General features: G+C 71.0%; 18 protein-coding genes and 1 pseudogene. 13 read left to right on the forward strand and 6 right to left on the reverse strand.

The features are described 5' to 3' along the window. Window positions 1-24: 24 nt before the first annotated feature. Window positions 25-954 (forward strand): LysR family transcriptional regulator, encoded by a 930-nt coding sequence (locus ACIBN2_RS33245; protein WP_399140012.1) that lies wholly within the window; start codon window positions 25-27, stop codon window positions 952-954. Between the two features lie 30 nt (window positions 955-984). Here the strand turns inward: ACIBN2_RS33245 and ACIBN2_RS33250 are convergent, their stop codons facing one another. Next, on the reverse strand, window positions 985-1,602 hold the full coding sequence (locus tag ACIBN2_RS33250; protein WP_399140013.1) for a TetR/AcrR family transcriptional regulator: 618 nt from the start codon (window positions 1,600-1,602) through the stop codon (window positions 985-987). A gap of 245 nt (window positions 1,603-1,847) precedes the next feature. Here ACIBN2_RS33250 and ACIBN2_RS33255 point away from each other — a divergent pair, with 245 nt between their 5' ends. From ACIBN2_RS33255 to ACIBN2_RS33280, 6 genes are all read left to right on the forward strand, one after another. Next, the gene (locus ACIBN2_RS33255) at window positions 1,848-3,320 is read left to right on the forward strand and encodes an aldehyde dehydrogenase family protein (protein ID WP_399140014.1); all 1,473 of its coding nucleotides are present in this window, start codon (window positions 1,848-1,850) and stop codon (window positions 3,318-3,320) included. A gap of 71 nt (window positions 3,321-3,391) precedes the next feature. Then, window positions 3,392-4,744 (forward strand): aspartate aminotransferase family protein, encoded by a 1,353-nt coding sequence (locus ACIBN2_RS33260; protein WP_399140015.1) that lies wholly within the window; start codon window positions 3,392-3,394, stop codon window positions 4,742-4,744. A gap of 126 nt (window positions 4,745-4,870) precedes the next feature. Further along, window positions 4,871-6,349 (forward strand): APC family permease, encoded by a 1,479-nt coding sequence (locus tag ACIBN2_RS33265; RefSeq protein WP_399140016.1) that lies wholly within the window; start codon window positions 4,871-4,873, stop codon window positions 6,347-6,349. A gap of 121 nt (window positions 6,350-6,470) precedes the next feature. After that, on the forward strand, window positions 6,471-8,033 hold the full coding sequence (locus ACIBN2_RS33270) for a cellulose binding domain-containing protein (RefSeq protein ID WP_399140017.1): 1,563 nt from the start codon (window positions 6,471-6,473) through the stop codon (window positions 8,031-8,033). 192 nt (window positions 8,034-8,225) lie between these two features. Next, window positions 8,226-10,868: an alpha-L-rhamnosidase C-terminal domain-containing protein gene (locus ACIBN2_RS33275; protein WP_399140018.1), complete on the forward strand. Its 2,643-nt coding sequence runs from the start codon at window positions 8,226-8,228 to the stop codon at window positions 10,866-10,868. Window positions 10,869-10,984: 116 nt separating this feature from the next. Next, the gene (locus ACIBN2_RS33280; protein ID WP_399140019.1) at window positions 10,985-11,173 is read left to right on the forward strand and encodes a hypothetical protein; all 189 of its coding nucleotides are present in this window, start codon (window positions 10,985-10,987) and stop codon (window positions 11,171-11,173) included. A 36-nt stretch (window positions 11,174-11,209) separates the two neighbouring features. Here ACIBN2_RS33280 and ACIBN2_RS33285 read toward each other — a convergent pair whose 3' ends face one another. After that, window positions 11,210-12,724: an MFS transporter gene (locus tag ACIBN2_RS33285; RefSeq protein ID WP_399140247.1), complete on the reverse strand. Its 1,515-nt coding sequence runs from the start codon at window positions 12,722-12,724 to the stop codon at window positions 11,210-11,212. A gap of 206 nt (window positions 12,725-12,930) precedes the next feature. Next, window positions 12,931-13,377 (reverse strand): SRPBCC family protein, encoded by a 447-nt coding sequence (locus tag ACIBN2_RS33290; RefSeq protein WP_399140021.1) that lies wholly within the window; start codon window positions 13,375-13,377, stop codon window positions 12,931-12,933. Window positions 13,378-13,504: 127 nt separating this feature from the next. Between ACIBN2_RS33290 and ACIBN2_RS33295 the strand changes: the two genes are divergently transcribed. Together ACIBN2_RS33295 and ACIBN2_RS33300 are read left to right on the forward strand one after the other, a co-directional pair. Then, a complete protein-coding gene (locus ACIBN2_RS33295) occupies window positions 13,505-13,903 on the forward strand; it encodes a YybH family protein (protein WP_399140022.1) in 399 nt (132 codons plus the stop codon). 76 nt (window positions 13,904-13,979) lie between these two features. Further along, window positions 13,980-14,195: a hypothetical protein gene (locus ACIBN2_RS33300; RefSeq protein ID WP_399140024.1), complete on the forward strand. Its 216-nt coding sequence runs from the start codon at window positions 13,980-13,982 to the stop codon at window positions 14,193-14,195. Window positions 14,196-14,275: 80 nt separating this feature from the next. Here the strand turns inward: ACIBN2_RS33300 and ACIBN2_RS33305 are convergent. Then, a pseudogene (locus tag ACIBN2_RS33305) lies at window positions 14,276-14,758 on the reverse strand (tannase/feruloyl esterase family alpha/beta hydrolase); the annotation flags it as partial. 173 nt (window positions 14,759-14,931) lie between these two features. Between ACIBN2_RS33305 and ACIBN2_RS33310 the strand changes: the two are divergent. Further along, window positions 14,932-15,831, forward strand: a complete 900-nt coding sequence (locus ACIBN2_RS33310) for a pirin family protein (RefSeq protein WP_399140026.1) — start codon at window positions 14,932-14,934, stop codon at window positions 15,829-15,831. Here the strand turns inward: ACIBN2_RS33310 and ACIBN2_RS33315 are convergent. Beyond that, the gene (locus ACIBN2_RS33315) at window positions 15,819-16,739 is read right to left on the reverse strand and encodes a PhzF family phenazine biosynthesis isomerase (RefSeq protein ID WP_399140028.1); all 921 of its coding nucleotides are present in this window, start codon (window positions 16,737-16,739) and stop codon (window positions 15,819-15,821) included. The two genes, ACIBN2_RS33310 and ACIBN2_RS33315, sit on opposite strands and share 13 nt — an antisense overlap. A gap of 83 nt (window positions 16,740-16,822) precedes the next feature. Between ACIBN2_RS33315 and ACIBN2_RS33320 the strand changes: the two genes are divergently transcribed. After that, entirely contained in the window at window positions 16,823-17,704 is an 882-nt protein-coding gene (locus tag ACIBN2_RS33320) for a LysR family transcriptional regulator (protein ID WP_399140029.1), read from the forward strand. A 65-nt stretch (window positions 17,705-17,769) separates the two neighbouring features. Here the strand turns inward: ACIBN2_RS33320 and ACIBN2_RS33325 are convergent, their stop codons facing one another. Continuing rightward, window positions 17,770-18,489, reverse strand: coding sequence for a S1 family peptidase (locus tag ACIBN2_RS33325; RefSeq protein ID WP_399140030.1), 720 nt, complete (start codon window positions 18,487-18,489; stop codon window positions 17,770-17,772). A gap of 326 nt (window positions 18,490-18,815) precedes the next feature. Between ACIBN2_RS33325 and ACIBN2_RS33330 the strand changes: the two genes are divergently transcribed. Together ACIBN2_RS33330 and ACIBN2_RS33335 are read left to right on the forward strand one after the other, a co-directional pair. Continuing rightward, window positions 18,816-19,400, forward strand: coding sequence for a sigma-70 family RNA polymerase sigma factor (locus ACIBN2_RS33330; protein ID WP_399140032.1), 585 nt, complete (start codon window positions 18,816-18,818; stop codon window positions 19,398-19,400). Continuing rightward, window positions 19,397-20,149 (forward strand): anti-sigma factor domain-containing protein, encoded by a 753-nt coding sequence (locus ACIBN2_RS33335; RefSeq protein ID WP_399140034.1) that lies wholly within the window; start codon window positions 19,397-19,399, stop codon window positions 20,147-20,149. The genes ACIBN2_RS33330 and ACIBN2_RS33335 overlap by 4 nt, the downstream gene beginning before the upstream one ends. Window positions 20,150-20,190 lie beyond the last annotated feature (41 nt).

Genomic DNA, 20,190 nt, shown 5'->3' on the forward strand with positions numbered 1-20,190 from the left:
GATCATCAGCGGCAAGGGCCAGACATGACGTCACCGGTGGGCTTCACCCTCGTACAGCTCCGCTACTTCCTCGTGGCCGCCGAGTGTGGATCGATGACGGCGGCGTCGGCCCGGCTGCACATCGCGCAGTCCGCGGTGTCCTCGGCCGTGCACAACCTGGAACATGACCTGCGGGTGCAGCTGTTCATCCGCCGCCGGGGGCGCGGGCTGGTCCTGACCCCGGCCGGGGAGCGGCTCCAGTACCAGGCCCGCGAACTGCTCGCCCGCGCACGCGAGGTCGAGGGCGAGGCACGCGGCAGCGGGGAGACCCTGTCCGGTCCGGTGACCGTCGGGTGCTTCATCACCCTCGCCCCGTACTACCTTCCGGCCCTGTTCAGCGAGTGCACCGAGCGCTACCCGGGCATCGAGATCGACGTCGTCGAGGCCGAGACCGAGCAGCTGCTCCAGACGCTGCGCGCGGGCCGTATCGACTTCGCCCTGACCTACGACTTCGGTCTCCTGGCCGACCAGGAACTGGCCGGGGAGACGATTGCCCGCTTCCCTGCGTACGTCATCGTCCCGGCCGGCCACCCGCTGGCGGGCCGGGACGGGGTGGAGCTGGCCGAACTGGCCGCCGAACCCCTGGTGCTGCTCGACCTGCCCTACAGCCGTGACTACTTCCGCGCCCTGGTGGCGGACGCCGGCACCGCACCCGACGTGCGCTACCGCACGCAGAGCTACGAGACCGTGCGGTCGATGGTGGCCAGAGGACTCGGCTACTCGGTCCTGAACCAGCGCCCTGCCACCAGCCAGACCTACGGCGGCGGCGACGTGGTCGAGCTGGAACTGCGGGACGCGCGCCCGCCGCTGGAACTGACCCTCGCCACGGTGGAGGGCGTCACACAGACCGCCCGTGCCCGGGCGGTCATGGACGTGCTGCGGGAGATCGCGGCCAGGCGGAGCGCGACGGACTGAACGAATCGGGGTCAACAGCCGTGCGTCGCCCTAGAGTTCGGCGCACCCCGTCACCGCACGCGCATGTGCCGTGATCAGCTGACGGATCCTCTCGGGCCGCAGGGCCGCGTTGTGGCTGATGATGTGCAGTCCGTAGCCGTCTTCCAGCGCGACGAGCCCGTGCGCCAGGTCCTGTGCGGTGCCGGCGAGCGTGAACACGCCGGTGGCCGCGCCGACTTCGAGTGCCGTCGCGTACAGGGCGACCTCCCTGGCGAACAGCGAGGTCATCAGTTCGGCGTGGCCCGGGCTGCGGCCGGCGCGCCGGTGCAGTTCGTACAGCAGCCCGTGCACGGCGTCGTCCGGGCCGCCCGGCAGGCCGCTGTCCAGCAGGGCCCGCAGCCGCACGGCGGCATCGTGCGCAGGAGCCTCGTCGTAGGCCCGCTGCCGGGCGGCGAGGTAGCCCTCGACCGCGCCCCGGTGCACCTCCAGCACCAGGTCGTCGAGGTCCGGGTAGTAGTACAGCACCGAGCCCTGGGAGACGCCCGCCGCGTCCGCGATGTCCTTGATGCGCAGGCCCTCCAGACCCCGTTCCGCGATGGCCCGGCCCGCGGCGGAGACGAGGGCCTCCCTGCGTGCCGTCTGGTTGCGTGGTCTGCCGACGTTGCCCATGGTGGTTAATTCTCTGTTACCGGCACCAGATTCTGCAAGAAGTTTCCGCCAGGAGCATTGACGGGTGGTTCACCAATTGTTTGAATCTCGATTCAAAGAAGTCGGCGTGGAGGCGCCCGCTGCAGGGCGGCTCCACCCGTACGGCGCCCGCCGCATCGCGGCGGAGCCCCCACAACGGCCCAGGCCCCCGAGATCCGAGCGGGCACCGGCCCGCCACGTCCCACGACGCAATCGAAGGCCACAGCATGAAGACCTACGCCCACTGGCGGCAGCGCGCCGCCGACCTAGTGCCCCGCACGCGCCTGTTCATCGGCGGAGCGTGGCAGGACCCCGCCGGCGGCCAGTGGTTTCCCACCGTCAACCCCGCGACGGGCAAGACCACGGCCCACGTCGCGGCGGGCTCGCCCGCCGACGTCGACCGGGCCGTGGCGGCGGCCCGGGACTCCTTCGAGGACGGCCGCTGGTCGCGTACCGCGCCCACCGAGCGCAAGCGGGTCCTGCTGGCGCTCGCCCGCCTCATCGAGGAGCACGGCGAGGAACTCGCCCTGTGCGACACCCTCGACATGGGCAAGCCGATCGCGGAGTCCCACGGCACGGACGTGCCGGGCGCGGCCGGCGTGTTCGCCTGGTACGCGGAGGCCGTCGACAAGCTCTACGACGAGATCGCCCCGGCACCGCCCGGCAACCTGGCCCTGGTGCGCCGTACCCCGCTGGGCGTCGTGGGCGCGGTCGTTCCGTGGAACTTCCCCCTCGACATCGCCAGTTGGAAGCTGGCGCCCGCCCTGGCCGCGGGCAACAGCGTGGTGCTGAAGCCGGCCGAGCAGTCACCGCTGTCGGCGCTGCTGCTGGCCGAACTCGCCGCCGAGGCCGGTCTCCCGGACGGCGTGCTGAACGTGGTCCCCGGCCCGGGGGAGACGACCGGGCGCGCGCTCGGCCTGCACCCGGACGTGGACACCCTGGTCTTCACCGGGTCCACCGCGGTCGCCCGGCGCTTCCTCGCCTACTCGGCGGAGTCGAACCTGAAGCAGGTCTGGCCCGAGGCCGGCGGCAAGAGCCCCAACGTGGTCTTCGCCGACGCCGACCTGGATGCCGCCGCGGAGCGCGCCGCCTGGGGCTTCGCCTACAACTCCGGGCAGGTGTGCTCGGCCAACACCCGGCTCCTCGTCGAGGCGTCCGTCGCCGGGGAGTTCACCGCCAAGGTCGCCGAGCACGCCCGTACCTGGCAGCCGGGCGACCCGCTCGACCCCGCGACCCGTCTCGGACCGCTGGTCGACGAGGCCCAGGCCGAGCGCATCCTCGAGGCGCTGCGGTCGTCGGGCGGCACACTCGTGTGCGGCGGCACGCGCCCCGACCGGGACGGCGCCTACCTCGACCCCACGGTCGTCACGGGTCTGACACCCGACGCCCCCCTCGTACGGGAGGAACTGTTCGGCCCCGTGCTGACGGTGCTGCCCTTCCACGACGAGGCCGAGGCCGTCCGCCTGGCCAACGACTCCGCCTACGGCCTGGCCGCCTCCGTGTGGACCCGGGACGTGAGCCGTGCGCACCGCGTCGCCGACGCCCTGCACGCGGGCACGGTGTCGGTCAACACCGTCGACGCGCTCAGCCCGTTCACACCCTTCGGCGGCTTCAAGCAGTCCGGCCACGGCCGCGACCTCTCCCTGCACTCCTTCGACAAGTACACGGGCCTGAAGACCACCTGGCTCGCCTACGGCTGAACGGCCGTGCGATCAAGCCCGGTTCATCCCTCGCACCCGCAACCCGCACCCACCCAAAGGACGCAGCACCCATGACCCTCGACGCCGCGGACCTCGCCCGCCTGGACCGAGCCCACATCATCCACCCCTACCTGCCGGGCAGCGCCACCGAGCGCGTCGTGATGACGGCGGGCTCCGGCTGCCGCCTCACCGACTCCGAGGGGCGCGGCTACCTCGACGCCACCGGCGGCCTCTGGCTCGCCCAGGTCGGCCACGGCCGCACCGACCTGGCCGACATCGCCCACGAGCAGATGAAGAAGCTCGAGTACTTCACCAGCTTCTGGGAGTTCTCCAACGACCGCGCCATCGAACTCGCCGCCCGCCTAGCCGAGTTGGCCCCCGACCCGCTGAACCACGTGTACTTCACCTCCGGCGGCTCCGAGGGCAACGAGGCGGCCATCAAGATGGCCCGCTACTACCACCACCGCCGTGGCGAGAGCAGCCGTACCTGGATCCTGGCCCGCAGCAAGGCCTACCACGGCATCGGCTACGGCGGCGGCTCGGCCACCGGCTTCCCCCTCTACCACGAGGGCTTCGCCCCGATGATGCCGCACGTCTCCCACCTCACCCCGCCGTGGCCGTACCGCACGGAGCTCTACGGCGGCCAGGACCCGACCGACTTCCTCATCCGCGAACTGGAGGAGCGCATCGCGGAGATCGGCCCGGAGAACATCGCCGCGATGATCGGCGAACCCATCATGGGCGTCGGCGGCATGCTCGTCCCGCCGGCCGACTACTGGCCGCGGGTCCGCGAGGTCCTCGACCGGCACGGCATCCTGCTGATCTTCGACGAGGTGGTCACCGCCTACGGCCGCGTCGGCGAATGGTTCGCCGCCCAGTACTTCGGCGTCACCCCGGACATCATCGTCACCGCCAAGGGCATCACCTCCGGATACATCCCGCTCGGCGCCCTCCTGGTCGGCGACCACGTCGCGGAGGTCCTCCTGCGCGAGCACGGCTTCCCCATGGGCTACACCTACAACGGCCACCCGGTGGCCACCGCGGTCGCCCTCGCCAACCTCGACATCATCGAGAAGGAGGGCCTGCTCGCCCGCGCGACCGGCCTGGGCGCCTTCCTGCACTCGGAACTGGAGACCCAGCTGGGCGACTTGGCGATCGTGGGCGAGATCCGCTCCGTCGGCATGATGCTCGCGGTCGAACTGGTCCAGGACCGCGCCACCCGTACGCCCCTGCCCCTGAACCCCGACCGGATGCCGCACGACGTGATCCGCCGCGAGACCGGCGTGATCGTGCGCGACTCCGCGCACAGCCTGGTGCTGTCCCCGCCGCTGATCATGACCGAGACCGAGGCGAAGGAAGCCGCCTCCGCCCTCCGCGGCGTCCTGGAGCGCACCGAACCCACCGGCGCGATCCGAGCCGCCTGACACCTCCAGAGGGGAGGCCCGGCCCCGCCGGGCCTCCCCGCCCAGCTCCACCCGACACGGCCCCACACCGTCACCGCGCCCGCACGCGCTTCCCGCAGTCCCCTCTCCCTGCCCTAGGAACTGCCCGTGTCCTCCGACCTGACCTCCACAGAGTCCCGCGCACCACATGCCACGGCCTCCCTGCAACGCAGCCTGAAGCGCTTCGACATCACCGCCATGGCCATCGCCGCGGTCATCTCCTTCGACACCGTCGGCCAGATCGCCACCGGCGGCGGCGAGGCCGCCACGTGGACCGCGGTCATCGCCGTGTTCTTCCTGATCCCCTACGCCCTGCTGTTCGCCGAGACCGGCGCCGCGTTCCCGCAGGAAGGCGGCCCGTACGTATGGGTCAAGCTCGCCTTCGGCCGCCCGGCGGCGGCGCTGACGACGCTGCTGTACTGGGTCACCAACCCCATCTGGCTGGGCGGTTCACTGGTCTTCCTCGCCGCCGAGACCTGGGACGGCTTCGTCTTCCACCTCGGCTCGGGCACCGTCGCCGACTACACCTTCAAGCTGCTGTTCGTCTGGGCCGCCATCCTCACAGCCGTCGTCTCCCTGCGCCGCGGCAAGTGGATCACCACGGCCGGCGCGGCGGCGAAGGTCTTCGCCCTCGCCCTGTTCACCCTCACCGCGGTGGTCTACGGCCTGGAGCACGGCTTCCAGGGCCTGGCCGGCACCCGTTTCACCCCGACGACGGCCGGCTTCCTCGCTCTCGTCCCGATCCTGCTCTTCGCGTACGTCGGCTTCGAGGCCCCCAACGCGGCGGGGGAGGAGATGCACGACCCCCAGCGCGACGTCCCCGCCGCCCTCGGTCGCTCAGCCGCCGTCGCCGCCTGCTGCTACCTGCTGCCCGTCCTCGCACTCCTGGCCGTCGTACCCGCGCATCAAGTCACCGGCATCGGCGGCTTCATGGAAGGCGCCCGCCTCGTCTTCGGCGTCTACGGCGGGGCCGCGGGCACGGTGCTGACCCTCACCGCCGTCCTGTTCGTGTTCGCCCTCCTCACCCAGGGCAGCGCCTGGATGATCGTCAGCGACCGCATGCAGGCCATGGCCGCCGCCGACGGAGGCTTCTTCACCCGCGCCCTGGGCGCGTTCCACCCACGGCTCGGCACCCCGGTGCGCACGAACCTGTTCTCGGGAGCGGTGGCCACGGTGTTCATGCTCGCCGCCATGCGGCTCGCCGACGGCGACGCCGGCGCCGTGTTCGCGGTGGTCCTCACCGTGGCGGTCACCACCCTGCTGCTGTCCTACCTGGTGGTCATCCCCGCGCTGGTCGTGCTCCGGCTGCGCAGGCCCGACGTGCCACGCCCGTACCGTGTCCCCTTCGGACTCCGCGGCTTCATGACCTGCGCGGGCCTGGCCTACGCCTGGATCCTCGTCGGCTCGTGGTGCGCGCTGTTCCCCGGAGTGCTCGAAGGGCTCTTCGGCATCGACTACGACTTCCACGACGTCTGGGGCGTCTCCCGCACCTCGTTCGAGACGTTCACGCTCGGCACCGTCGCCGCACTGCTGCTCGTCGGAGTCATCGGTATCAAGGCGGCACGGCGCCACCGCGACCTGAGCTGACCCGGGCGCAGGGCTTGACGGCCGGTCCGTCGCTCAGTATGTACATGCCAGAGGATTGGTATGGACCAACTCTGCCGCTTCACGCGCCGACCCGGCGCCCACCCCCCAGTGGAGGCAGTACATGCGAAGACCGTCCGCACTTCTCGCCCTGTTCGCCGGGCTGCTTCTGCTGGTCCTGGCCCCATCGGCTTCCGCCGCGGGCACACCGACCGCCACCTTCGCCAAGACGTCGACGTGGGACGGTGGTTACCAGGGCGCCTACACCATCACGAACGCCGGCAGCACCTCGCTGTCGAGCTGGAGTGTCGAGGTCGACCTGCCCCCGGGCACCACGGTCGGCTCGTACTGGGACGCGCTGCTCACTCAGAGCGGCAGCCACTACACCTTCAAGAACCGTGAGTACAACGGCACCTTGGCGCCGGGCGCGTCCGCCTCCTTCGGGTGGGTGTCCAGCGGCACCGGCACACCTACCGGCTGCAAACTCAACGGCGGTTCCTGCACGGGCGGTTCGAGCGGAGACACCACACCGCCCAGCACCCCGGCCGGAGTCACCGTCGGCTCCGCGAGCGGCTCCTCCCTGACCGTGCGCTGGAACGCCTCGACCGACGACTCGGGCTCCGTCGCCGGGTACGAGGTCTCGCGTGACGGCGGCACGCCCGTCACCGTGACCGGCACCTCGTACACGGCCAACGGGCTTGCTGCCGACACGAGTTACTCGTTCCGCGTCCGCGCCCGCGACGCCGCGGGCAATGTCTCCGGTTACTCCACCGCCGTCAGCGCCACGACCTCCGCCGGCCAGCAGCAGAGCGGGGGCCTGGCCACCGCGCCGTACATCGACATGGGGGCGTGGCCCACACCCAGCATGCCCGACATGTCGTCGTCGAGCGGGGTGAAGAACTACACGATGGCCTTCATCACCGCCTCCGGCTGCAAGGCGATGTGGTTCAACGCCTATGACCCGCGCGACGGTTGGGCCAAGGACCAGATCGACGCCATCCGGGCGGCCGGGGGAGACGTCAAGGTCTCCTTCGGCGGTGCCAGCGGCATCGAACTGGCCCAGGCGTGCAGCTCGGTGGACGCGCTCTATGCCGAGTACAACGCGGTCGTGAACGCCTACGGCCTGAAGTACGTCGACTTCGACATCGAGGGCGCGGCCTCCGCCGACCCGGCCTCCGTCGCCCGCCGCTCCCAGGCGCTGGCGCGTCTGCAACAGGCCCACCCGGGGCTGCGTATCTCACTGACGCTGCCGGTCCTGCCGGAGGGGCTGACCTCGGACGGCCTCAACGTGGTGCAGTCGGCGCGCGACGCGGGGGTCGACCTCGACGTGGTGAACGTGATGGCCATGGACTACTACCGCAGCGTCGACTACGGGGATGCGGCCGTCCAGGCCGCACAGAGCACCTTCACCCAGCTGAAGTCGCTGTATCCCGGCAGGACCGACGCCCAGGTCTGGGCGATGGTCGGAGTGACGCCGATGCTCGGCCAGAACGACGACGGCCACGTCTACGACCAGTCCGACGCCCGGCAGTTGGTCTCCTTCGCCCAGGGCAGGCATCTGGGCGAACTCGCCTTCTGGGAGGCGACCCGGGACCGCAACGCCTGCAACGGCGCGCTGTACCAGTGCACCAACATCCCGCAGTCCCCCTACGAGTTCGCGAAGATCTTCGCGGCCTACACCGGCTGATCGGCGCGAGAGTTCCGGCCGGTCGGACACGACAGGACATGTCGCCGTCCGGCCGGCCGGACGGCGAGAACGCGGGTGAGGGGCGCGCCGCGAGACGTGCGCGATACCTGTACGAGGCCAGGCTCTTGGGATAGCGTCGCCCTGCCCCAGCGCATTGAAACGTTTCAACTCGCCTTCGAGGGACGGGATGCCATGACATCGACCAGCACATCGCAGAGCGCCGCACAGCCTGGCCCCCGCCGCCGCACGGTCATCGCGGCCGGCGCCGGAGCCGTGGCCCTTACGGTCGGACCTGCGGGCACGGCCCCGGTGGCCGCGGCCCCGGGCGCCGAGACTGCGACTGCCGGCGCACCCGAACCACCGCGCATCGGCACCGGCTGGCAGCGCTACGTCCAGGGCCCCGCGTCCCGCACGGTGCGCCCCGAGCGCGTGCTCGGCTCGACCGGCGACGTACGCGACCCGAAGGCTCTGCTGAAGCCGGGCGGCGCGAGAACGGTGCTGCGCCGCCCGCAGCCGACTCCCTCACCACGCTGGCCGGACGGCACCACGGCCGAGGCGTCCACGGCGCACGCCGGCAACAACGGCAACGACGGGCATCCGCGCACCTACGACGCCGCCAACGCCATCGACGGCGACCCCGACACCTTCTGGAACGACGACACGCTCGCCGCCTTCCCGGACGTCCTGACCATCACCATGGCCGAGGCCCGGCAGATGTCCGGGATCACGGTGGTCTCCAACAGCGACGGAGTGCCGACGGCCTTCACCGTCGACGTGTGGGCCGACAATGCCTGGAAGACCGTCGCCACGGTCTCCGACAACGATGTCATCCAGCGGGCGGTGCCTTTCTCGGCGCCGGTGTCGACGAGCAAGGTGCGCATCAGCGTCACCGCCGTGCAGGACACCCCGCACGGGGCGTTCACCCGGATCAACGAGGTGTGGCCCGAGCCGGTGGAGGCGGTGGCGCCGCCCAGCGTCACCGTCGACTTCGGCAAGGTCGTCGTAGGGTATCCGCGCATCCGCTTCACCTCGGCCTCCGGCAACTCGCCGGGTGTGCGACTGGCGTTCTCCGAGACACGCCAATTCCTCACCGAACGCTCCGACTTCACGCGCTCCGACCAGTCCGGCGGCGCGGGCCAGGGAACCGACCAGTTCGCCGTCCCGGTCCAGGGCGCGGACTGGACCGACCACAAAGGCTTCCAGACGGACGGCAAGGTCTACGCCGACGGCCTGCACGGCTTCCGCTACCTGCGCATCACCCTCGACGCCCTGGCCGCCGACGCCCCGGCGGCCCAGCCCTGGGGCACGGTCGAAATCGACTCCGTCAGCCTGGACTTCACCGCCTACGTGGGAACGCCCGGCACCTATCGCGGCTGGTTCCTCTGCTCGGACGAGGACCTCAACCGCTACTGGTACGGCGCCGCGTACACCAACGAACTCGTCACCGACACCTTCCGCCAGGACGACGTGGACCCGCGCAACGCCTGGACCGCCTCCCTGGAAGGCAAGCTCGTCCTGCACGACGGCGCCAAGCGCGACCGCGACCCGTACGTCGGTGATCTGGCCGTCTCCGCACGGACGTTGTACCTCACCCACGACGACACGGCGGCCGCCGCCCGCAACGTGCTCGCCGACCTCGCCGACCACCAGCGCGCCGACGGCTGGATCCCGCCGGCCTCCATCTCCTCCTACGCACTCCCGCTGTTCGACTATCCGCTGTGGTGGGTCACCTGCAGCTGGGACTACGTGCTCTACACCGGTGACCGGACCTACGCGACGCGCTACTACCCGAACGTGGTGAAGGTGCTGGACACCTGGTACCCGAGCGTCACCGACGAGACGGGACTGCTCAGCAAGGGCCTCAACAACACCGGCGGATACGGCGACTACGCCTTCCTGGGCCGCACCGGAAGGATCACCTACTACAACGCCCTGTACGTCCAGGCCCTCGGCGACGCTGTCCGACTCGCCCGGCTGCTGGGGCACGACGCGGACGCGGCGCGCTGGTCGCAACGGGCCGGGGCGGTCACGGAAGCGATCAACACGCATCTGTGGGACGACACGGCGGGCGCCTACCTCGACTCGGCCACCGGTGCCGTGCGGCACGCGCAGGACGGCAACGCCCTGGCCGTCACCGCGGGTGTCGCGGACGCCGGCCGAGCGGGATCGGCCCTCGCCCATCTCGACGCCACGACGCGACGCCCGTACGGCAACGCGTTCATGGACAACGACACGATCTTCGGCGGCGCCTCCCAGCGCGTGTACGCCTTCACGTCGTACCCCGAGATCGTGGCCCGCTTCATGGCCGGGCGCGCCGACTCCGCGCTCGACCAGATCCGGCGCACCTACGGCTGGATGGACAGCCACGACCCGGGCATCACCAACTGGGAGGGCATCGGCCCCGGCGGAACTCTCTACGAGGACGCCTACACCAGCATGGCGCACGGCTGGTCCACGGGAGTCCTGCCGGCGCTGACCCACGAACTGCTGGGCGCCAGGCCCACATCACCCGGTTACGCCACGTGGGAGGTGCGGCCGAACCCCGGTGACATCGCCTGGGCACAGGGCCAACTGCCCATCCCGCACGGTGCGTTGCGCGTGGCCTGGCAGAACTCCGGGAGCGCCTTCCACCTCGACGTCGACGTTCCGAGGGGGACGCGGGCGACGGTTTCCCTGCCGGGGGACGGGCATCGGCTGACGGTGCGGTCGCGCGGGCGCGTGGTGTGGGACGGGCGGCGTGCGCCGGCCGGCAAGGCCGCCGTCGTCGACGGACGCGTGACGATCCCGGACCTGGTGGCGGGCACGTACGGGTTCACCGCCCGACGCGAAGGCTGACCGCCGACAGGACGTGTCACCCCCTACGCGACGTCGCCGGCGTTTTCCGGGCCGAAACGGGCACCCGATGAGTAGGGGCGTCGCGAAGGGGATGATTCGCAGTGATCGTCATAGCGGTGTTGGTACTGCCCGTACTGGGTGCGGTCCTGCTCCTGATGGATCGTGTCGAGGACTGGATGAGCGGAGCCCCGTCCGTCCCCCGGCACGCGGGCACGCGCCGTCACCTGAGCCTGATCCCGGGCGAGGGACGCGACGCGCACGCGGGGCCGACGACGGCGCCCGAGGGCCGCAAACACGCGGCCTGACCGTGCGCGGCGCGTCGCGAGGCGTGTGACGCGCGCTCAGACCTTCTGCCGGGTCGAGCGGTACAGCTCCTCGGAGGTGTGGAGGAGTTCCCGCTGTTCCTCCTCGGAGCCCACCATCGGCTGGGAACCGTGGAGCGGCACCTGGGCGCTCTCCGGCAGGAACTTCACCGTGATCAGCCCGATGACGCCGGCCAGCATCAGGTAGTACGCGGGCATCAGATCGTCGCCGGTGGCACTGACCAGCGCCGCCGTGACCAGGGGTGTGGTGCCGCCGAAAGCCGCCACCGCGACGTTGAACCCGATGCCCATGGCCGCGTAGCGCACGGCCGTGGGAAAGAGAGCGGGCAGTGTGGCGGCACTCGGCGCCGCGAAGCAGGCCAGCAGGGTCGACAGGATCAGAACGCCGAAGACCGGTGGCCAGCTCCCGTGCATCTTGATGAGCTGGAAGGACGGGACGGCCAGGACGATCATCGCTGCCGCCGAGACCGCATAGACGGGACGCCGGCCGACGTGGTCGCTGAGGCGGCCGATGAAGGTGATCAGCAGGACGATCCACACCATGCCGATGAGCACCAGCACGTCGGCGGAGGAGCTGGAGCGGTTCAGCGTCTCGGTCTGATACGTGGGCAGATAGCCGGTCACCATGTAGTTGGTGACGTTGTACAGGAGCACGAGGCCCATGCAGACGAGCAGTCCAGGCCAGTGTTTCCGCACGATGGTCCTGAACTCGCTGCCGGCCGACGACTGCGCGAGGCTCTTCTCGTGGTCGTCGAGCTGCTGCTGGAAGGCGGGCGACTCCTCCAGCTTCAGCCGCATGTACAGACCGATGGCACCCAGCGGTCCCGCGATCAGGAACGGGATCCGCCAGCCCCAGGCGAGCATCTGGTCGTCGGTCAGGGCGAGGTTCAGGACGGTGACCAGGGCGGAGCCGAGCGCGTAGCCGACGAACGTACCGAAGTCCAGCCAGCTGGAGAGGAAGCCGCGGCGGCGGTCGGGGGAGTACTCGGCCACGAAGGTCGTGGCGCCGCCGTACTCCCCACCGGTGGAGAAGCCCTGGACCATGCGGGCGAGCAGCAGCAGGATCGGCGCGGCGATGCCGATGGTCGAATAGCTGGGGATGAGGCCGATGGCGAAGGTGCCGATCGCCATCATGATCATGGTGGTGGCGAGCACCTTCTGCCGGCCGAGCCGGTCACCGAGCGGCCCGAACACCAGCCCGCCCAGCGGGCGCACGACGAAGGCGGCGGCGAACGTGGCGAAGGAGGAGATGACCTGGGCGGCGGGCGAGGCTCCGGGGAAGAAGACCTTGCCGATCGTGGCGGCGAGGTAGCTGTAGACGCCGAAGTCGAACCATTCCATGCAGTTGCCGAGCGCGGAGGCGCCGACGGCGCGCCGTAGCAGCGGCGGCTCGACGATCTGGATGTCCTCCTTGCGCAGGGCGCGCTTGCTGCGACGGAGTCTGCCGGTCAGCTCTTCGCGGACCTGCTGCGGCATGTGCGCCACGCTCGTCTGCGGTCGCTCCCCGCGACGAGAGCCGTCCCGAGGATCCATGGGGCTCGCACTCACCAGGCACGCCACCTTGCTCGATCGTTCGTGTCGCAGCGGTTCCCATCGTCTGCGTCGCACCGGAAGTCGGGCTTCCGGTGCGTGACGACACGGCTGCCCAGAAGAGCGTCGTTCACGCGTGCAACAACCCGGACGGGCTGTTGCACCTCTCCTGCATCATGATCACGGTCGGGCGGGCGCGCAAATGATCTTCAGGAAGCCTCCACCGCCGCCTTGATCCGCTGTCCGAACGCGGGCGCGTCCTTGCGTGCCGCACTCAGCGCGAAGCCCACCAGCAGCTTTCCCACGCCGTGGCCTTCGAGAACGTTGAAAATGCGCACCTTCGTCGTGCCCGGACCGGTGGATTCGAGGTCGTAGCCGCCCTCGTTCGCCGTCACGACGTTCTTGGAGATCTCCGCCCAGCGGATTCGGCCAGGGGCCTCGAACTCGGTGATCCGGAACTGCCGGCCGGTCTTCATGCCGGCGTCCTTGACCGTGCTGGTGAAGACCGTGCCGACCGCAGTCGGCCCCTCCGGGGTCTTGGTGATGGCCTGGACCCTCGGGCTGAACTTGGGGTCGTTCGTCCCCTCGGAGAGGAACGCGAAGACGTCCTCGATGGGGCGGTTGATCTCGGCTGTCGCCTCGAATTGACCGGCCACGATTCCTCCTGTGCCGTGAGCGCTGGAATTCCGGCTGAGTGCAAGCTGATGGGCCGAGCACCGACAGCGTATCCGCGCATCTTCACTTGCGCTGCGCCGAACGGCGAGCCCGGCGCATGATGAAGGCATGACCGACCTCGACGGTTTCCTGGCGTGGGTCAGGACCGCTCTGTACGAGGCGGAGGTCGCGCTGCACAACGGCGACGCGGCCCCGCGCCGGGCGCTCTGGTCGCACGACGAGCCCGTGAGCGTCCTGGGGGCCTGGCGCGATGCCCATGGTCAGCAGCAGCTCGACCAGCTCTTCACCCACCTCGGGAAGAGCTTCTCCGACTGCACGTGGTACGAGTTCGAACTCCAGGCGTACGGCGTCTGGGGAGACATGGCCTATACGGCAGGCCGCGAGCACACCTCCGTCTCGGTCGACGGAGAGCCGCGTACGTACACGTTGCGGGTCACCCAGGTGTACCGCCGTGAGGGCGGCGAGTGGAGGGTGGCCCATCGTCATGGCGACACAGTCACCGGATAGCGCCGGGTGGCCGACCGCGCGAGCTTCAGCCATGCTGGCGCGGGGCGGCACTCTTTCATGCGACAAGGAGCACCGTATGCCGACGGACGCGGTCGAACGATTTCTGGCGGCCCTGGATCCGGAGCACCGGGAGGCCGTCGGCGCCAGATCGCGCGAGGACCGGGAACGCCTTGCGGCGGCCTGGGAGGAGGAGCTGGCGTCGGACGACGAGCTCGACACCCTGGACGAGCTGTCTCCGCCGGCGGCGGAGGCCGAGGCGGCCCGCCGCGTCCTTGAGCGCGGTGGCGGCTGAGGCAGCTCGGTTCGTGTCGGCGGCAGCCCCCGGCCGCAACCGGGGGACCACCGCCGACACGGTGTGCCGCGGTGGAGGGATCAGGCCCTGCCCTTGCTCACCACCCACGTGCCGTGGACCCAGTTGCCGACCGTCTCGTAGCCGGAGCGGAAGGAACCGAGCCAGTCAAGGGTGAGGTCGGCCTCCGCCGCGGACCGCACCGGGGTGTAGCTGCCGGCCTCGTCGGCCGGGCCGCCCGTGGTGTTCACGGCGACGTAGGGGAAGGGGTAGGCGGGACGGCTCGCGGTGACCTTTCCGCCGCTGTCGAGCGACCTGGTCAGCAGACTGACCGGCGCCTTGCCCCGGGTGACCCAGTCGACCACGGCGGTCAGCGCGTCGAAGCTGTCCGGGCCCTGGCCGCCGCCGCAGTGGGCGACGCCGGGGAGCAGGAACAGCCGGGCGAAGTCCTCGGTCTTCGCACTGCCGCACATCGCCTTCTGTACGGCCTTGTAGTACGCCATCGTGCCGACGGCCGGGATGCGCTGGTCACCGAGGCCGTGCCAGAGGATCAGCTTGCCGCCCGCCTTCCTGAACTTCTACACGGCGTCAGTCAAGGGATCAGCTTTCGTATCAGCCAGGGGATCAGCTGTCGGTGGTGCATACGGCGGCGGCCGACGCCGCCTTGCGCACGCTTGCCACACACCGCGGGCGCGGGAAGATGGTGGTGAGCGTCGTCCGACCGTCGCGAGGAGCAGTCATGACCACATCGCCGGCGGGTCGGCGGAGCCTGACTCGCGTCACCGACAAGCAGCGGCTGGGCCCGGATGCGCAGGTCGACGACAAGGCCCTGGTCTTCGTGCCGACCGACCCGGCGCTGACCGACCCGTTCCTCGCGCTGGTCGAGGACTGGTTCTCCACGCCCGGATTCGAGTGGCATCCGCACCGCGGCCTGGAGACCGTCACCACCGTCGTCGACGGCGTCCTCGAACACGGAGACAACCTCGGCCACGCCGGGGCGCTGGAGCCCGGCGAAGTGCAGTGGATGACCGCGGGGAGCGGGATCATCCACCGCGAACTCGCCTACCGCGACGAGCACGCGCAGGTGCTCCAGATGTGGCTCAACCTGCCGGCCGCGAAGAAGATGACGCCCTCGCGGTACCAGGACCTCACCGACGCGGCCATGCCCCGGCTCCGCGCGCCGGGCCTGCTCGTGGACGTGCACGCCGGAACGGTCGGCGGCGTCACCGGTGCCGCCGACCTTCACCACCCGGTACAGGGCGTGGTCGCCACGCTCGATCCCGGTGCCTCGTACGATCTCCAAGTCCCCGGCGAGCAACGCCTGTTCGCGCACGTGATGAGCGGCCGTCTGCTGGTCGGCGGCCGCGAACTGCACGCGGGGCAGACCGGCTGGTCCGACCCGGCCACCGACCCGGTCATCGGTCTCGCGACGGCGACCACACTGCGACTGGCTGCCGTCGACCCGGAGCGGCCCGCCCGCGTCATGGTCTACAGCGGCACACCCCTGCGCGAACCCGTCGCCCTGGGCGGGCCGTTCGTGATGAACAGCAAGGACGAGATCGCCACGGCGTTCACCGAGTTCCACGCCGGCGCCTTCGGACCGGTGCCCCGGACGGCCCGGCTCGCCTACGACCGCTGAGAAGAGCGACCGGCGTCGACGATCGGCACGGCTCGTCCTGTGACTCGCGTGCGGGTGCCCTGCGGGTCGACGTCGATCAGCAGGTCGCTGGGGCGGCCCATGTCCTCTCCTTGGCGGATCGTGAAGGTGGCCGGGGAGGTGACGAGCCCCAAGGTGCGGAGGTATCCGCCGAACGCCGCGGCCGCCGCCCCGGTCGCAGGATCCTCCACGACTCCGCCGACGGGGAACGGGTCCCGGGCGTGGAAGTGCTCCGGCGACTCCCGCCACACCAGGTGGACGGTGGTCCAGCCGTGCCGCAGCATCACTTCGGCGAGGCCGTCGAAGTCGTAGTCCAGCTCCGCCAGCCGAGCTCGGGAGGCGGCGGCCAGCACCAGGTGGTCGTTGCCGCCGAACGCCACGTGCGGCGGAAGTTCGGGGTCCAGGTCGCCGTGAGTCCAGCCCAAGACGGCGAGCGTCGCGTCCAGTTCGGTGTCCGAGGCGGGGCGTGAACGGGTGGGCACGCTCGTCAGCGTGGCCGTCACCGCGCCTTCGTCGTCCACCCTGGTGGCCACGGGGATCTCACCGGCGGCAGTGTCGAGGACGATCTCGCCGGGGCCGAGCCGTTCGGCGAGGGCGACAGCGAGGGCGACGGTCGCGTGCCCGCAGAAGGCCACCTCGGCGAGCGGGCTGAAGTAGCGCACCTGGAACCGGCGCGTCCTCTCGTCCCCGCCGGTGACGAAGGCCGTCTCCGAATAGCCGACCTCGGCGGCGACGGCGAGCATCGCGGCATCGTCGAGCCGGGAGGCGTCGAGCACGACTCCGGCCGGATTGCCTCCGGCCGGATCGCGGGTGAAGGCCGCGTAGCGCAGGGTCCGGAAGGCCGGCTCGGGGTGGTTCACGGGGCTTGTTCCGCTCACGTCGGTGGTCATGGCTCTACGCTGCCACCCTCCTTCGATCGCGTCCAACGATGGATATCGATCCTGCCCATCGGCGTATCACATAGGCTGGCCTCGTGGACACCCGCCTGCTGCACACCTTCACGACCCTCGCGCGTACCGGCAGCTTCACGGCCGCCGCCGCCGAGCTGCACCTGGCCCAGTCCACGGTCACCGTCCACATCCGTTCCCTGGAAAGGGAGTTGGGCACCCGGCTCTTCGATCGCCTGCCCACGGGGGCGCTGCTCACCGAGTCCGGCCGGCGCCTGCTGGAGAGGGCCGAGGACGTCCTCGACGCCGTGGCGCGGTTGCAGGCCGACGGCGACGGGGCCCTCGGGGGACGGGTGGCCGTCGGCGCTCCCGAGTCACTGTGCTCCAGCCGGCTGCCGGGTGTGATCGCCGCGCTGCGCACCAGCCACCCCGAGCTGGACGTCGGTCTGTACGCGGCCGGCACCGCGGGATGCGTCGAGGGACTGCGGTCCGGACGCCTCGACCTGGCCCTGCTGTTGGAGGAGGAAGCCGCCTTCCCCGATGTGACGTCCGAGCCGATCGCCCGGGAGCGTCTCGTGCTCGTCTGCGCTCCCCGCCACTCTCTCGCCGAGCGTGCCCACGCGGCGGACTGGGCGGAGCTCGCCGCCGAGGACTTCTTCCTGCTGGAACAGGGTTGTTCCTACAGCGACGAGTTGGAGCGACGGTTGCTCGCCGTGCCCGGTGCGCGGCCGCGGCTGACCCGGTTCGGCAGCGTGGACGCGGCGCGTTCCTGCGTCTCCGCCGGACTGGGACTGGCCTTGCTGCCGCTCACGACCGTCCAGGAGCACTTGCGCCAGGGGCAGTTGGCACGGGTCAACGGCCCCCGATTCGCCGATGTCCCGGTGCGACTGGCCCGGCACCGCAGACGGTGGACGGCACCTGCCGCCCAGACGTTCGCCCGGGCGCTGGCGGAGCACTCCTCGGGCTAGCCCGAGGAGCACTCCTCGGGCCGGCGCGCCTGCGGTCGACCGCGTGGCCGTCCCTCCGTACGTGCTCAGGAGGTGCGGAGTCCGAGGTCCGCGGCGACCGAGTCGACGCGGACGAAGACCGACACCGGGAACTGCTCGTCGCAGTACTTGTTGCCGGACGACACGATGCCGACGACCTTCCCGCCGCTGACCAGCGGTCCGCCGGAGTCGCCGGGGCAGATGCTGTCGGTGGTGCCCGGCCGCGGCATGCCGCACAGCATCGCTGCGGGGTCGGTGTCCGTGTCGGTGTAGGGCCGGCAGTCGGCGACGGGGGACAGGACCAGCTTGGCCTGCTTGAGACGGGTGGCGGAGGTGCCGGGCCCGGTGCGGCCCCAGCCGAGCACGGTCGCCGTCCGGCCGTCGGCGACCAGCGCCGCGTCCCTCGGGCCCGCCACCGGGATCGTGCGGTAGGGCATCGGCCGGTCCAGGGTGAGCACGGCGGCGTCGTAGGCGTAACCGGGCATGGTGTAGCGGGAGTCCAGCCGGTAGGAGGCCACCTTCCGTACGGTGCCGCCGGTGCTGTCCACCTTGGTGCGGCCGCCGATGACCCGCAGCGCGGAGACGTCTCCGGCGTTCTCCACGCAGTGGCCGGCGGTGAGCACCTTGGTGGGCGCGACGAGGGTGCCGCCGCAGAACTGGTTGCCGTCCAGTTCGATCAGCATCGCGTACGGTCGGGCGTCGGTCGTGGCCGGACCACCGCCCTTCACCGCCGACGCGGGAGAGGCGGCGGCCCAGAGCGCGGCCATGGTGAGAACGGCGGTGACGGCGGCGGCGGAGCGCCTCGCGGCACGTGCGGGTCTGACGGAACGGAACGGCACTTCGGCTACCCCCTGAGTGTGCGGCGCGCTGCCCGGACGGGCTTCGCATCCTGTGGTCGCTGGTGAGGACGTGCCGCACACGCGGTTCGGTTTCAGGGGCCAAGTATCGGTCGCGGAAACCGAGTTGGGCACGCCCCCGGGCCGTCGGCGCCTCCGAGTCCGGCTCGACCTGCGATTTCCTCGCTTCCGGACCAATCCGCGGGCGCCGCAGCCTCGGATTACGGCCGGACATGTCCCGACCACGGAGGACCCCCGTGAAAGAAGCCGTGCACATCGGCAGAAATCCCGCGACGGAACCGGACCTGCAGGAGCTGGTGGGCCTGGTGGCGCTGGGCGACGAGGATGCCTTCGCCTCGGTCTACGACGCCGTCGTGAGCCCGGTCCTGGGAGCCGTCCGTGCCGTGCTGCGCGATCAGGCGCAGTCGGAGGAAGTGGCGCAGGAGGTTCTCGTGGAGGTCTGGCGCACCGCTCCCCGGTACCGCCCCGACCGGGGGACGGCCATCAACTGGATCCTCACCCTCGCCCACCGCCGCGCCGTGGACCGTGTGCGCTCGGTGGAGGCCGCGGCCGCCCGCGACCACAAGGCCGCGCTGCTGGACCGCACGCCCGAGTACGACGAGGTGACCGAGCAGATCGAGGCGCGACTGGAGCGGGAACAGGTGCGGCGCTGTCTGCGCACCCTGACCGAGATCCAGCGCCAGGCGGTCACCCTGGCGTACTACCGGGGGCTGGCCTATCGCCAGGTGGCGGAGGCGCTGGCGCTTCCGCTGGGCACCGTCAAGACCCGCCTGCGCGACGGACTCATCCGGCTGCGCGACTGCCTGGGGGTGACCGCATGATGACCGCTGACCTGCACCGCATGACGGGGGCCTACGCCCTGCACGCGCTGTCCGACGAGGAGCGCGCCGCGTTCGAGCGGCACCTCGCGGCCTGCGAACCGTGCGCCCAGGAGACCGCCGAGCTGTGCGCCACCGCAGCCCGCCTCGCGCTCGCCGTCTCCGTCACTCCGCGCCCGGTGTTGCGTGAGCAGGTGCTGCACCGGATCACGACCGTCCGGCAGGAGGCCCCCGGCGGGCCGACACCGATCCGCTCCGAGCGCGCGGGTCCGCGGGGGCGTGTGCTGTCCCGGTGGGCGCTGGCCGCATGCCTCGCGGCGGCGGCCGCGCTGGGCGGCACGGCGGTGTGGCAGCACCAGCGCGCCGAGGACGCCCTCAGCCAGGCCCACCGGGCCGAACAGGGAACGGATGAGATCGCGGCCGTACTGTCCGCCCCGGACGCCAGGACCCGGGCCGCCGAACTGGCCGGCGGTGCCACCGGAACAGTGGTCGTCTCCGAGAGCCAGGACAAGGCCGTGTTCGTGGTGTCCGGGATGGCTCATCCCCCCGGCGGCAAGGTCTACCAACTGTGGTTCGACGACAACGGCACCATGCGCTCCGCCGGTCTCATGGACCCCGGCCGCAGCGACCAGGCCGTCCTGATGCACGGTGCCGTCGACGGTGCGTCGGGCATGGGCGTGACCGTGGAACCCGCGGGCGGCTCGAAGAAGCCCACCTCGGCTCCGCTCGCACTGATGACCTTCCCCGCCTGACCGCGCCACTTTTCGAACCGCCGACGTGTGGCGATGGCGCA

This window comes from Streptomyces sp. NPDC050534 (genome assembly GCF_044457745.1).
Lineage (GTDB): Bacteria > Actinomycetota > Actinomycetes > Streptomycetales > Streptomycetaceae > Streptomyces.